Annotated in this window: 10 protein-coding genes; 4 read left to right on the forward strand and 6 right to left on the reverse strand. The window is 58.3% G+C overall.

From position 1 onward, the window contains the following. Positions 1–10: 10 nt before the first annotated feature. Complete coding sequence (locus FTW19_RS19650) at positions 11–361, forward strand: CsbD family protein (RefSeq protein WP_147649269.1); 351 nt, start codon at positions 11–13, stop codon at positions 359–361. 175 nt (positions 362–536) lie between these two features. On the opposite strand, the gene FTW19_RS19655 is transcribed toward FTW19_RS19650, so the two are convergent. The 5 genes from FTW19_RS19655 to FTW19_RS19675 all read right to left on the reverse strand — a co-directional run bounded on the left by FTW19_RS19655 (position 537) and on the right by FTW19_RS19675 (position 10507). Further along, complete coding sequence (locus tag FTW19_RS19655; RefSeq protein ID WP_147650753.1) at positions 537–1361, reverse strand: UbiA-like polyprenyltransferase; 825 nt, start codon at positions 1359–1361, stop codon at positions 537–539. A gap of 70 nt (positions 1362–1431) precedes the next feature. Then, on the reverse strand, positions 1432–2229 hold the full coding sequence (locus FTW19_RS19660) for a BON domain-containing protein (RefSeq protein ID WP_147649270.1): 798 nt from the start codon (positions 2227–2229) through the stop codon (positions 1432–1434). 69 nt (positions 2230–2298) lie between these two features. Then, positions 2299–6669, reverse strand: a complete 4371-nt coding sequence (locus FTW19_RS19665; protein WP_147649271.1) for a translocation/assembly module TamB domain-containing protein — start codon at positions 6667–6669, stop codon at positions 2299–2301. Then, the gene (locus FTW19_RS19670) at positions 6666–7388 is read right to left on the reverse strand and encodes a SurA N-terminal domain-containing protein (protein WP_147649272.1); all 723 of its coding nucleotides are present in this window, start codon (positions 7386–7388) and stop codon (positions 6666–6668) included. The genes FTW19_RS19665 and FTW19_RS19670 overlap by 4 nt, the downstream gene beginning before the upstream one ends. Continuing rightward, positions 7388–10507 (reverse strand): outer membrane protein assembly factor, encoded by a 3120-nt coding sequence (locus tag FTW19_RS19675; RefSeq protein ID WP_246153407.1) that lies wholly within the window; start codon positions 10505–10507, stop codon positions 7388–7390. Before FTW19_RS19675 ends, FTW19_RS19670 begins: the two co-directional genes overlap by 1 nt. Before the next feature lie 211 nt (positions 10508–10718). Between FTW19_RS19675 and FTW19_RS19680 the strand changes: the two genes are divergently transcribed. The 3 genes from FTW19_RS19680 (at position 10719) to FTW19_RS19690 (ending at position 13033) form a co-directional block, all read left to right on the forward strand. Then, on the forward strand, positions 10719–11759 hold the full coding sequence (locus tag FTW19_RS19680) for a ThiF family adenylyltransferase (protein ID WP_246153408.1): 1041 nt from the start codon (positions 10719–10721) through the stop codon (positions 11757–11759). A 314-nt stretch (positions 11760–12073) separates the two neighbouring features. After that, the gene (locus FTW19_RS19685; RefSeq protein WP_147649274.1) at positions 12074–12721 is read left to right on the forward strand and encodes an RNA polymerase sigma factor; all 648 of its coding nucleotides are present in this window, start codon (positions 12074–12076) and stop codon (positions 12719–12721) included. Beyond that, complete coding sequence (locus FTW19_RS19690) at positions 12722–13033, forward strand: hypothetical protein (RefSeq protein WP_246153409.1); 312 nt, start codon at positions 12722–12724, stop codon at positions 13031–13033. Between the two features lie 177 nt (positions 13034–13210). On the opposite strand, the gene trpE is transcribed toward FTW19_RS19690, so the two are convergent. Then, on the reverse strand, positions 13211–14707 hold the full coding sequence (gene trpE, locus FTW19_RS19695; RefSeq protein ID WP_147649275.1) for an anthranilate synthase component I: 1497 nt from the start codon (positions 14705–14707) through the stop codon (positions 13211–13213). Positions 14708–14755 lie beyond the last annotated feature (48 nt).

Genomic DNA, 14755 nt, shown 5'->3' on the forward strand with positions numbered 1-14755 from the left:
AGTTTTCATTATGAACAAGAGCAACATAAGCGGAAAAATCGATCAGGCAGTGGGCAAGGTCAAGGAAGGTGTCGGGGAAGCCATCGGCAATGAGCGTCTTGCCAACTCCGGTGTCGCCGACCAGCTCAAGGGCCACGCCAAGGAAGCCTGGGGCAACGCCAAAGACACGGCCAAGGAGGTTCGCCAGACCGCGCGTACTGAGGCCGATGTCCGCCGCGAACAGGCACAGACCCACGCAACCAGCATGCGCGACAAGATCACCAACGCAGCCGAAAATGCCAAAGACAAAGTGAACCAGAAACTCGACGAGATCAAAGACGAACAGCGTGAGCGCCGCGACGACATTCGCCGCTCAGCTTGACATTCGCCGCTCAGCTTAAAGACGAGAAGTAATACCAACTCCCCTTCGACCCAGCCTTGTGCCGGGTCGTTATTTTTGCGCCAGCCATAGGATTGGGAACGCGATCTCGCCAACCTTTGCCATTTCGCCGCGAAGCGGAGAAATGACAAAATTGGAACAGGCCGGCATGCCTTGACTACCGCCGCAGCACATCCGCAACCACAAAGCTCATAAACAACACCGCGATAATGCCATTCAAGGTAAAGAAGGCCGCGTTCATGCGGCGCATATCCGTCGGCGAGATAATCGCGTGCTCATAACCCAGCAGCAGGGCCACTACGCCGATACCCACCCAGGCTACCGGACCGAACGAGAACAGTGTTCCCAGCCACACCAGCAGACCGAGCATGCCAACGTGCATGATGCGGGCGATCCAGAAGGCGCCCTCTACACCGAACGCTGAGGGCACCGAATGCAGCCCGACACGGCGGTCGTGGTCGAAGTCCTGGCAGGCATACAGCACATCAAAGCCGCCTACCCATAGCAGTACAGCGCCCGTCAACACAATGATCCGCGGGTCTAACGATCCGCGGACTGCGATCCAGGCAGCCGACGGCGCGATGCCTAACGCGAGGCCCAGAACGAGATGACTCCACCGGGTGACGCGCTTCATATAGCTGTACGAGAGCACCACGCCAAGCGCAATCGGTGAGAGCAGGAGGGTCAGGCGGTTCAACATTGCGGCGCCGAGCAGAAACAACGCGCAGCTCACAATCACGAACCCGGCCACAAACTTCGCACTCAACAGACCGGCAGGAATAGCGCGCATTGCCGTGCGCGGGTTCTTGCTGTCGATCTCGGCATCCACCAGGCGGTTAAACGCCATTGCCGCGGAGCGCGCCGCCACCATGCACACGACAATCCATCCGAGCTTCGCCAGCGGCGGAATGCCGCCTGCGGCCAGCACAGACGCCGTCAGCGCAAAAGGCAGCGCAAAGATGGAGTGTTCCCACTTGATCATCTCAAGTGTGACTGCCGTATTACGCCAGATTCCCTGCACGCCTTTATTGTAGTTTGTCCGGCCGATATTTCTATCGTTGTTCCTGACTCGCCGCACCCGCGACCTGCAGGTCGTTGGTCACCTTGAAGACCCCAGCCACCCCATTGGCGCGGATCCCCGCCGTATCCTTGTCCGCCTGTGTATCCACGACACCCGCCAACGTTACATTGCCGTTCACCACGACAATGCGGATCGGTTTAGCCGGGTCAATGGAGTACTTATTCAGCGATGGGAAGCCGTACACCGCTCGCGCCACAGCCATTCGGATACGATCGTCGTTCGGCGAAAGGGGCGCGACCTCGATGTTGTCCACGACATCTTTCACGCCCGGATAGTTCGATACCAGGCTCACCGCAGAATCGCGGTCCATCGGGCCATACGCGACTCCGCCGAGAGTCACTACGCCATCCTGCACACCGATGGTGAAGGAATTAAATGCGGTGGTGCCATAGCCGACTCGATCGTATGAGAGCTTCTCTGCCAGCTTGTCGCGCAACTGCACATCAGTCAGCTCGCTGCTGCTGGCAACATCAATCATGTTGCGCACAGCCAGCACATTTTTCACATGATGAGCACGGTTGTCCGCATCGGCCTTGGCGCTGTAGAGGTCCACCGTACCGCTCAGGGTGACCACACCACGGTTCACGTCGGGCTTCACTCCGCCGAACCGTTTGCTGCTGAGCTTTTCCTTTAGATCCTGAAGAATCTGGGTATCGTTGGCGCCGCTGGCAGACTCTTTCTTGCCCTGCGCATGCGCGGTGATTCCGGCAATGCCCATCGCTACCGCCAGCGCTAATCCAAGGGCGCTGACAACGTTCGTAAACCGCATCCTCTTCAACAACGCTGACGTACTCATATTTTGTTAGAAGCCGGGTTCCTGTAAATAGATGTACTTATATTACTTGTAGCGCTGCCGGATCTTGTAAACGATGCTGAAAACACCGTTTTCATCGCGGGTGGCGACGATCGCATTATTACGGTTCACCTGATATTGAAGCTGGATTAACTGCCGTGCGGACGAGTTCACGTTCGTGGCAAAGACCACCGTCAACTGTCGCGATAGCTGCTCTTCAATCGTGATGCGGGCCGACGAGTTACCCACAGCACCGGTGTAGGAGGGGTCAATCTTCACGCTTCCCGCTCCACCAAACAGCTTCGATACCCTGTTGCTGACGGTCGCATTCAGTGCGCTTCCGAGCAGTGCCGAGGTCGTCGGATCAGTTCCGCTCCGCAGTTGCTGCTCCTGGTAGATCTGGGCCTGTTCCTGGGTCCGTCCCAGAGCCAACAGGGCGAAGATATCCGCCTCGCTGAGTGGCGGTTCCGAGCGATAGGTCGGTTTCAGGCTGGTCGATGTACCGTGCAGGCCGATGGTGATGTCGTAGTTGCTGACGCGCGCCGTCGCATCCAGATCGATGACAGGATCGATTCGCACCGGGTTATTGAAGTAGACATCGCCGCGCTGCAACTGGTACTGCACACCTGCGAAGCTTGCACTGCCATCGGTAATCGACACGCGTCCCAGCACGGAAGGAACGGCCAGCGTGCCCACGACGCGCAGGTCTACCTTACCGGCAAGCTTGGCGTACGAGTTCTGGAAATCAAGCTGCGGCGATGAGGTCACCCGGATATTGAGGTGCACCTTGTTGGTCATGGCGTCAGGATCCGGCGGAGCCGACACGCCACCACTGCCGGCAAACTGCGCAAAGTCAAACTCTTCGCTGAGGCCGAAACGCGTAATCAGTACATCACCGCTCAACTGCATCGAGTTGCTGTTGCCGATCAGATGCAGGCTGGTATTCGCCGTCGTGCTGACGCCGTAGAGACGAACGCGTGCTGCATTCGTCGTCGCGGTCAGGTCAGCGTAGAAGCCGTTCCGGTAGGTCATGAATCCACCCAGCCGCAACTGTCCACCACCTGTGGTCGCCGTCAGCGACTGCACTTCCAGCCGATCCCGGTTGAAAACCAGGGTGCCGTTGATATTACTCAGGCCATTTGGGATATCTTCGTACGCCAGGTTGGCGTTCTTCATCTCGACCCGGCCGGCCAGTACGGGAGTCTGCGTGGTTCCCGAAGCAGCAACGGTAAACGTGATTCCGCCGCCCGCAAGAATACTCGGCTGTACGGTGTGCAGCACGGCCAGATCCGCCGTCCCGCTTGCCTTCACATCGAGACGGCCGCCCTTCGGGTCTGTCACGCCCAGTACCTGCGCCGTCCCTTCGACGCGCACGTCTGTCTCCGATCCCGTAATGTGAACGGGCTGCAGTCGTACCGTTCCATTCTCCAGAGATGCCCGCATCGGAGCTTCGGTCTTGAATGCCAGTCCCGCTACCGTCACATCGACATTGCGGATCTCCGCGGTACCGCGCAACTGCTCCGGCGTCTTCAGAGGGCCGGAGAAGTCTACTGAGCCGGCAAGATTCGAGGTGGCCTTGAGTTTCGCATTATTCAGCACCTTCAGGACGTTCTCGATGTTGAGATTGCTGAACTCCAGCTTGCCCTCTGAGTCGTAGTTCCCCGTGAGCTGCGCCCGAGCGTCCACATTCATCGCGGCATGCAGCAGCGTCGATTGCCCCTTCAGATAGACCGTTGAACCCTGGCTATGTGCATCTGCCGTCAACTCACCCACCGGCGAACCGTCTAACGTAACGTTGGTCACGCGCAGGTTCGCCTGGAGGTTCGGTTGATCCAGTGTTCCCTTCGCATCCAGGGTCGCAGCCAAAACCCCATCGACCGGAAGGTGCCGCTTCTTCACGTTCTCAAAGCCGGAGAGCCGCAGGTCGCGCGCCTGCACATGCGCATGCACCTGTTTGTTATCGATGTCATAGCCGGCGTCTCCGCTCAGCACCTGTACGTTGTGAGCTCGGATCAACAGGTTTTCGCCATCGATCGTGTGTCCGTGGACGCTCAGGTTCGTCTGCACCAACTGGAACGGCTCATCGTAGGCCACACCATCGCGCAACGCTACCGTACCTTTGCCGTTCAGGTTTCCAATGGTGCCGGCCAGATGGCCGTTCACGTTCAAGGTCCCGGTTACCGGCAGATTGGACTGTCCGGCCATCTGCAATGCTTCCACGACATCCGCATCGGCCAATTGCACATCGGCATCCACAACCGAATCTTTGTCCCACTCGTAGGACGAAACACCTCGACGCCCCTGGATATGGTGTGCCTTCACAGAGCCATGAGCATGCAGCAACGAGTGTCCGCGTTTCAGCGTCGAGCTCGCAATCGCCAGCCCCTGTGGTGTGTATTCCGCATCCGCGACGAGGGAATCGACAAGCAGCGTTGAGTCCGGAGCTACCTTCGCCTCTAATCCGGTCGCTTCCAGATGCCCTTTGATATCCAGCGAGGCCATCGGACCCGAAGCCGTGCCGTGGAAGGTCGCGGCTCCCTGTAAGTCGATGGGCAGCGCGCTGGCGCCACGCTTCTCCTGTGGGTCATAACCGATGGCCGTCAGCACCGAATCCAACTCGGCGAGGTTCCCCATCACGACAGTGGTGCGCAGAGCCGTGGCGGCGTCTCCTTTATCGACACCCAGCACGCCATTCGCCTCCAGCGTCGTATAGGGAGTTTTTGCCGTGAGCTGCTGGATGTTTACGATCTCTCCCTGTCCGCGATACTCAGCAACGACAGAGCCTGAGACCGGAACATTCTGTCTTCCCGGAATCTGCCGTCCAGTCGGGGACAGCTTCAGGTTCGCGTTCACAATCACAGAGTCTTCGATATGAGCGAAGTCTCCGCCCCATTCCGCTTTCGCCGGTCCTGTTACCGCCACATCCAGGCCAAGGTCGCTGAAGCCGCGGGGCTGTGTAATCTCTTCAATGGCGCGCAGGCTGACGCGCGTCAAGGTGACATCGACGTAGGCATGCGACCGCACGACCTTTGGCAGCATGCGGTTCCCTTCTGCCGGCGGCTTCGAGTTCAGTGCCTTCGCCGTCGTATTCGCCGTCTGCTGACCAGCGGCAACCGTGGGCGATTTCTGAGCTGTATCTTCGGGAATCTGCCCCAGCCAATTATTGATTCGCATATCGCCGGCGATATGGCCACCATCCGACAGATCGATCAACATCGCATTCAGCAGCAGCTCGGTCGGCGTCACGTGCAGTTTCGTATCGAGGTCGACACCGTGCACACGGACAAACTGATCCGTATAGCCTGCTCCACGCGCCTTGACGGTCCCGGCCACCAGATAGCCTTTCTGGCAATCCGGATCCGGCGGCAGTGCCTTCACGTTCGCCGGGCTTTGAGCCGGGTGACGTCTCTGCCAGAAATGCGGCTGCTTCTGTGCCTCCTGGGGCGCAACCGCACAGCTATGAGCTGTCATGTCCAGTGTGACGTTCCCTGCATTCAGGCCTGGAAAACCGCTCAACACCGAGATCTGCTTGATCTCCAGATTGCCTTTGGCCGTTGCCTCCCATACCGGATTGTCGAAGTGTTCGAGCTGCGCCGTTAGGTCCAGCTTCGAGCTCTCGCCGGTCGCCAGGTGCAGACTCTTCAGTGCCACCATCGAGCGGCCCAGCTCAATCTCGGCGGTCATGTGCGACTTCGCCTCAGGCATCTGCTGCATCTTCGTCGTTAGATCGTTGAGCGCGACTGAAATGCCATAACGATCCGACGACGAGAGATAACGCACATTTACGCCAAGCTGACGCGCAGCCATCTCGAATGGGATTGGCTTGTCATTCATCAGAACGACTCCATCCACGACCTCGGCTTTGGCAGCCTTGAGGTCCAGCAGCGTGTCCTGGATTGGGGTCGAACTTGTGGTCTTCTTCTTTGGGACTGGCTGATTCGTACTGCCGTCGGCGTTGACGATCAGGTGAAACTGAGGATGCTCGACACGCAACAGGCTCAGATGGACCTTCGACATCAGGCCGCCTGCCGCGCGCTGCAGCAGATTGCCGATGGTGATCCGCACCAGAATGCGGTCCACGGATATGTACGGAGCCTCCCCTTGTGCCTCAGTGCCGTGAATGATCAGTCCATCCACCTCGGCCGCCAGATGCCACAGGTTGAAGTGAATCGCGCGAATCTCCACACGGCCACCAGTGGCCTCTTCCAGAATCGACACCACCTGCCTCGCCGCGCGTTGTTGGAAGTCCTGAGTGTGGGTGTACAGGGTCAGCAGAGCCGTCAGCAATAGCAACAATGCGCCGGTTCCGGCAAAGATCCATGCCGCAATCCGCATGACCTTACGCCGCGGCGGATTGCCTGGGAGAAGGGGAACGTTCTGCTCGGACTGTTGATTCTGAGGAAGAAGCTCGCTCATGGCGCGACCTCCCCATCCTTGAAGATGCGCACGCTGCCCTGTTCCCGCAGGCTCTTTAACCAATCTTGCAGCATAGCGGAGACCTGCTGCTGCAACAGGACCTCGCTGATACGTGAGGAGATCTGCTCCAGCGGCGGCGGTGTTCCACCTCGCGCCTTTACCTCGGGCACAAGGGTCTTCTCGTAGTACTCCGAAATCTGCTCATCGGTAATGCTCGCCCCGGAGCGGAATCTTTGCTCAATGAAATGCAGCACTGTCATGCGTTGACGCCAATGCTCGCGCATCTCCTGCTCGGTGATGCCGTACTGCGAGAGAAACTCCTTCCAGCCATTTTCCGTCGCGCTGCACTTATAGATCTGGCACTCAGAGAGCTGCTTCTTTAACTGCTCCAGCTCCGCGTCGACCTCTTCGTCGGTCACCGGCTCAAGCTGCTGCTCCAGCGCCTGCTGATAGACGAGCGTACGGTCAATCAGGCGATTCATGGCCTGCTCGTAGGGAGTACCACCTCGAGCGATACGGAAGGGTTGAATCTCCGCAAACCGCATCTCCTGATTGACGTCACTCTCCAGGATGAGCTGCTTATTGACGATGGCGACGACGCGGTCCAGCAGTTCTCCCTGCTTCGGCGGTGTTGCCGGCGCAGGAGTCTGCTGTGCCATGGCGTTCATGGAAGCTGCCAGAGCCAGTACCGCAATCGTCCTGTGCAAACGCGTGATCATCAGAAGGTCTGCCCAATACTGAAGAAGAAATTGAAGTGACTTGCGCGTCCCGCAAATCCGTTCACCTGCGGGTAGGGCTTCGAATAGTCGTTCACGACCGGATAAAACGGCGGATTCAGGTTATAGCTGAAGTCCACGCGGAGCGGCCCGACCGGAGTCTTATACCGGGCGCCCGTGCCGATCGCATGAGAGAAATAGTTGAAGTCGCAGGTACCGGTTGTTACCCCGGTAAAGATCTTGCAGGTCTGCTCATTCGGCTGATGGAAGCGGCCAAAGCTTTTCCAGATGTCGGACACGTTAATAAATGCATTGCCCATGTCGTGGAACAACACCACCTGAAGATTGTCATTCACCAGCGGCAATACCGGCCCGGGCAAGCGCATCTCAAAGCTGTTCACAAAAACGCCGTTTCCACCAACCGGAAATCCCGTCGTCAGGTCGCGTGGTCCTGCGCCGTTGATAGGAAAGCCACGATGCGAGGTCGCACCGCCGGCGTATAAACGCTCCGGCAGCGGCACCGCAATGCAGCTCGGGTCTGTTACCAGCTTCGAGGTGCACGCCGTGTTGCCGTTAAGCTGAGGATTCTGGCCCAGCGTTGCGATAAATCCGAACCGGGTGCTCCGGGCAAAGACATAGCGGCTCTTCTTGCCGAAAGCATAATAGGTGGAGTTCGTAATATCGGTCCGGTTGAAGTCCACATCCGAACCGAAGACATGGTTGGAAAAGAAGTTCTGCACCGAGAGATAAAGTCCCTTGGTCGAGTCCAGCGGCGATGGTTGACGCGTATCGTGCAGCAGCGTAATTCCAGGGCCACCCACTTTCACCGGCTGCGATAGCAGCGGAATCAGATTCGCAGCAATCTGCAGGCTCGCCTGATCCACTGACACGCGACGATAAGTGAAGTCATAGATCAACGTATCGGCGCGGTTCACCCGCTGCGTCAGCTTCATGGAACCCTGCAACTGCTTGGACGCATAGGTCGAGATGTTACGGACATTGCTGTAGCCGCCGGAGACCGCAGCATCCAGGTTGCGCCTGTTACGGAAGTGCGGCAGCGAGAAGGTCGCCGTCGCAATCTGTTCCAGAAGGCCATAGGTCACATGCATCGACAGCGATTGATCTGTTCCGCGAAGGTTGATACGGGTGACGTCGATGCTGACGCGTGGGCTCACGCCCGCCTTCCCTTCCTGCTTACAGTCCGCACCAGGATTCAGCGATTGCTGCGCATTGCAGTTCGTCTGCGGTGTTCCAGTCTGCGCCTCAAAGCCGAAACCATACGTCACGTCCCAACGCTTTGCTTCTTTCAATTGCACCAGCACATTCTTGCGCGAGGTATGGCCGTCGGGATTCTGGACCGCTGTATTTACTTCGCTGAACAACGCGAGGTTATAGAGATTGCGCTGCGTATCCAGCAACGCTGTCTGGTCCAGCGGCTGGTCCGGCTTGAGCTCAATTTGCCGCTGCACGATACCTGGCCGGGTTTTCAACGCTCCGGAGATAAGGACTTTGTTCACAAAGACCTGCTCGCCTTCGGTGACATCCAGCGAGACATTCATCACGCTGTCGCCACCGTCGGCCTTCGACTGGTGCACTTCTACCCGGGCCTGGTCAAAACCGTGGCTGAGGTAATACCCCAGAACGGCGTCGCGATCGCCCGACAACGTAATCAACGAATACGGCTGGCCCTGCTGAGCATTCAAAAGACCGCGAATCTCAGTGCTGCGCGCCGGGTTGGCGCCATTGAGAGCGACCTCGCCAAACTTCTGCTGCGTCCCTTCTGTCACAGTCAGAAGAACCTGAATCTGGGCCGACTTCTTCTTGTCGGACTCGACATCTTTAACGTCGGTCTTTACTTCGGCATGGCTGAAACCATTGGCGCGATACAGTGCCTGAATTGAGGCAACATCGGCGGCCAGGAGTTGCTGGCTGTAGCGGCCTACACGGTTATATGCGTCCGCACGAGCCACCTGCATACGTTCTTTCAGAGTGTCGGTATCGAAGTACTGATTCCCGGCGATGTCTACCGATACAACCTTGTGTTTCCGGTTGTTGTGGATGGTATAGGTCACCGTCTCCTGCGCTGTGCCCGCACCGCTGCGCGACGCCGTTACGTCGACGTCAAAGAACCCTTTCCGCTGCAAGGCTTCCTTAATGTTGTGGGCCCCTTCGTTGACCAGGTCGTTGTCAACGGCACTCTCTTCATAAATCGGCACCAGCTTTTTCAACTGGCGGCTTGAAATCTTGTCGCCTTCCGTTACAACGCGCACAATCGCACCCTGGTTGGCATTGAACTTGTAGTCCAGTTGCTTGCGCTGGTCGTTGTACTGCGACTCTTCCAGAGCGATGGTCGCCTCCAGGCGATCTTTCTTCTGATAGTTCTTACGAAGCCGCGTGAAGGCGTTCGAGACTGTGTCGCGATTGACCTTGGTCTTTTCCTTCAGCTTGCCGCGTTTCCGAAACTCCACAAGCGTCATTCCCGGGTCGCCTGAGAGCGCCACCTGGCCGACGCGCGCCTGCGGTCCGATGTGCACCGTATAGGAGACGTCTACCTGCTTTCCCGCCTCATCGACTTTGGTCGCGGGCGTGATCGTGGGCTGGTAGTAGCCATTCTGCTGCAGCGACTGCTTGATGCCGTCCACGCCCGCTGCGACCTTCTCCTCTTGAAAAGGTGTGCCCGGTTGCAACTGCGACGCATACTCCAGAATGCTGGTCAGGCGTTCATTATTGACTTCCAGAATATCGATCCGGCCGACAAAGTAGCGCGACGTTCCGTAGAAGATCAACGTCACCGAATCGCCATGCCGCACGCCCCTGAGTTCAATATCCCGATAAAGGCCCGAGCTATACAGGCGGCGCGTCATCTCCTGCAAACTTGCCGGGTCAAGCACCTGATTTTCGTGAACAGGAAGCTCTGACACCAATCCCTGCTGCTGCTCCAGGGTCACGCCTTCGAATTCGATCTTGTCGACCTTCAGTCCGCGCAGATTCCAGATACCGCTTGTGGGCGTGGGTGTGGTGGTCGTTTGCTGATCGGATCCCCCCGCAGAGACAAAAGCCTGGTCTACCGCCTGGGAATGGGCCAGGTTTACCGCGCACCCAAGCAGCAGGCACGCGATCACGCCTCGTCTTGATGGCCATCTGCTCCTGCACCCAAACACGTCTGCCCTGCGACCCCTTCCCGGCTTTCCTGCGACGCGACGGTGCGAGGGCCCTTCAGCACCCGCACAGAACGCTTTATTACGGTCCGCTCAGTTCTCAGGTTGGATGCTTCAGCCACTCCGGATGTCAACCAACAGAGACCTGCGAACTTTCCCTATACTAAGGGTTGTCGTGTCTGTCCTTTCAGCCACTTCCGAGACGGTTGCCGAACGCTACTCCCGGCAGGTCCTGTTTGCGCCCATCGGCGAGGCAGGACAGCAGAAGATCGCCGCCGCACACGTAGCCATCGTTGGCTGCGGCGCGACCGGAGCGGCGGCCGCTGCCCTGCTGGCGCGCGCCGGAGTGGGCACTCTGACACTCATCGACCGCGACTTTGTTGAAGAGTCCAACCTCCAGCGCCAGGTCCTCTTTGAAGAAGAGGACGCGCGCAATGCCACACCGAAGGCCGAGGCCGCCCGCCGGCGCATCGCAGCCTTTAACTCCCAGATTGCCATTCACGCACACATTGCGGACCTCGTCCCCGGCAATATTCATGAACTTCTCAACGGCGCGCAGATTGTTCTGGATGCCACCGACAACTTCGAGACGCGCTATCTGATCAACGACTATTCCATCGAACAGACCGTTCCCTGGATCTATGCGGCCGCTATCGGCTCCTATGCCGCCAGCATGAACATTCTTCCGGGACAGACAGCGTGCCTCGCCTGCCTCTTTCCCAAGCCGCCTTCAGGCACGGTCGAGACCTGCGATACCGCCGGCATTCTTAATACCGCCGTCAACTTCGCTGCGTCGCTGCAGGTGACCGAGACCCTGAAATATCTCACCGGCGATCTGAATGCCATGCGCCGTACCCTGCTCTCTTACGATCTGTGGACCAATGAGCGCGGCGAAATCTCTTCGGCCAGGCCGGATTCCGAGTGTGAGGTCTGCGGTAAGCGGCAATTTGTTCACCTGGCCGGTGAGGCTCGTCCTCACATCACGCTCTGTGGCCGGAACTCCGTCCAGATCCACGAGCACAACCGGCCCGTCGATTTCGCCGAGCTGGCGGCGCGCCTGGCGCCCCACGGCACGATCCGTTCCAACGAGTTGCTGCTGCGATTTGAACGCCCGCCGTTTACGATCACGGTCTTTCCCGATGGACGCGCGCTGATTCAGGGCACCACCGATCCAGTGCAGGCCCGTACTCTCTACGCCCGTTATATCGGCTCGTAGAGCATTTTTCCTGTAGCCGGGTATCCCGGGAGGAGCGTGCGTCGGCATTTTCATTGAGAAAAACGCCAATAGATGCACAAGCCCTGCTCTACGCCTACAGGAAAAAAGCTTTATCGCTCAATGTTTTGCTGCGTTTCGCCGAAGGCCGGATGTCTTCGTCAGGCAACTCACACTTCTATCGTGGCCTCTAACAAAGTAAGCCACCGAAGGCGTCAGTTTGTTTTCAGCCAATCGTACCGCCATGCTGTACTATTGGTGTCCTGGCGCATGACTTTTATGCACGTAACCCGGTTCCACGAAGCCATAACAACCCTATGCAACTTCAAGGCAGGACGATGACCCAGACCAACGCGACGCCAGGCATGTTTAAGCGTAATCCGCCCATCGCCGGCGAGGCAGATGCCCTGGAGCGGGCCAAAAACGGTGACCCCGACGCATTTGCCAAACTCTATGCGCTTCACAAGCGGCGCGTTTACACGCTGTGCCTTCGTATGCTCGGCAATGTCTCTGAAGCCGAAGACATGACCCAGGAAGCGTTTCTGCATCTCTTTCGCAAGCTCGGCAGCTTCCGTGGGGAGAGCGCGTTTTCGACCTGGCTGCACCGTCTGACCGTCAATCTGGTGCTGATGCATCTGCGCAAGAAGGGGCTACAGCTCGTCTCACTTGAAGAGACCATCAATCCCAGCGAAGAAGATGCACCGAAGCGTGACTTCGGCACCGCTGATCCCCAGCTTTCCGGCTCCGTCGATCGCGTCGCGCTCGAACGCGCTATTGCTACCCTTCCCCCGGGATATCGTCTGGTCTTCGTGTTGCATGACATCGAAGGCTATGAGCACAATGAGATTGCCGCCATGCTTGAGTGTTCTACCGGCAATTCCAAATCCCAGTTGCATAAGGCCCGCCTCAAGCTCCGCGAATTACTTAAGCAGAATGAGATGGCTGCCCGGCAGGAGGTTGCTTAAGTGTCCGATTCCACACCAATCCGCACGATCGATTGCGCGGAGTTCCAGGAACAGCTCCCAGAGCTCTTTGCTAACTCCAAGGGAGGCAGGCTCTCGGACGATCCCGTTTATGCGACGCACCTGAGCACCTGCCCGACTTGTGCAGCTCTGGTTCGCGACCTGGAGTACATCGCAGAACAGGCCCGCATGCTGCTTGATCCTGGCAGCGATATCGATCCTTCCGAAGATGTCTGGAATAACATCCAGACGGCGCTGGCCGCCACGAACGGGGATGAAGGCGGCGGCAAACCGAACGGTCATTCACCGCACTGATCGCGTTTCAGCAGATAAGAAAAGCGCGCAGCGAATGCTGCGCGCTTTTTCTGTTTGAACCTCGTTTAGCGCATTTTTCCTGTTGCCGGGTATTCCGGGAGTAGCGTGCAGCGGCGTTTTCATTGAGGAAAACGCACAAGCCCTGCTCTACACCTACAGGAAAAATCCTCTAGCTGCTTAGGATTGCGTCCTGGCTCGCTCAATTGCCCGCACCACTGCGCGCGCCTTGTTTACGCTCTCCTGGAACTCCTTCTCCGGCACGGAATCGGCCACAATGCCGGCGCCGGCCTGGATATGCCCCTCTTTGCCATGCATGAACAACGTACGGATCGCGATGCAGGAGTCGAGATTTCCGGAGAAATCCGCATACAGCACACTGCCGCCGTATACGCCACGGCGTGACGGCTCCAACTCCTCGATCACCTCCATGGCGCGGATCTTCGGCGCACCTGATAGAGTGCCCGCGGGGAAGCAGGCACGGAAGGCGTCCATCGGGTTGAGGCCATCACGGAGGGTACCTTCGATCGAGCTGACCATATGCATGACATGCGAATAGCGCTCGACAAACATCAGATCCGTCACCTTGACCGATCCGAACTCGGAGACGCGGCCCACGTCGTTACGGCCCAGGTCAACCAGCATGACATGCTCAGCAACCTCCTTCGGGTCCTGGCGCATATGCAGCTCCAGCGCGAGATCCTCCGCCGGGTCTTCCGCCCGTGGCTGCGTGCCTGCAATCGGACGGTACTCCACCTTCGATCCGTGAACGCGCACCAGCAGTTCCGGCGATGAGCCGACGATATGCGCCGGAACACCGTCCATCGGGAAACGGAGAAAGTACATGTACGGGCTGGGATTGACGATACGCAGCGAACGATAGACCTCAAAGGCATCCACACCCGGGGTGACGTCGAAGCGTTGCGACAGAACACACTGGAATATGTCGCCCGCGGCGATATATTCCTTCGTCTTTTCCACAGCCTTAAGGAACTGAGCCTTGCGGGTCCGCGGCTTGATCTCGAGCTTCGCCTCGTTCTTCCGCTTCCGCGTCCGTTTCAGTGACGTATGCAGGCGTTTTTCCAGCGCATTCAGCCGGCTCTCAGACCGCTTGTACGCTGTCGTCGGAGAGGTTTTCGTCACGTCCGCGGTCACAATCAGGTGGATCGCCTTCTTCACATGGTCGAAAGCCAGCACCTGATCGAAGAACATCAGGCAGGCATCCGGCACATGCAGCTCGTCTGTGGCGAGCTCCGGCAGGCGCTCGATCTGACGAACGACGTCATAGCTGAAGAAGCCCACAGCCCCCGCGGTAAATGGAGGCAGGCCCGGCAGCTTGGCCGGTTTATGTGCCGTCAATGCCGCTTTCAGCTCTGCGAAGATATCGCCGGTGAAGTTCCGCGTCCGCTTCCCTTCCGTGACGGTAATCGACGTTCCGCGAGAGGTCATGCGGCGATACGGCTGAATGCCGATGAAGGTGTAGCGGCCAATGCGCTCGCCGCCTTCAACGGACTCCAGCAGAAATGCCTCCGGCTCCTCGGCGGCAATGCGCAGGAAGGCGGAAACCGGAGTCTCGAGATCGGCGGTCACCGTGCGGTAGACCGGAACCAGGGTGTGCGATTTCGCCAGACGGACGAAATCCTTCTGCAATGGAAAAGTTGTAGCGTCGGACGGCATCAAGGCTTATGGTAAATCTGCCCTGCCGGAAGGGCTTGGTAAATTCCC

It is taken from the genome of Terriglobus albidus (assembly GCF_008000815.1).
In the GTDB taxonomy this organism is placed as follows: domain Bacteria; phylum Acidobacteriota; class Terriglobia; order Terriglobales; family Acidobacteriaceae; genus Terriglobus; species Terriglobus albidus_A.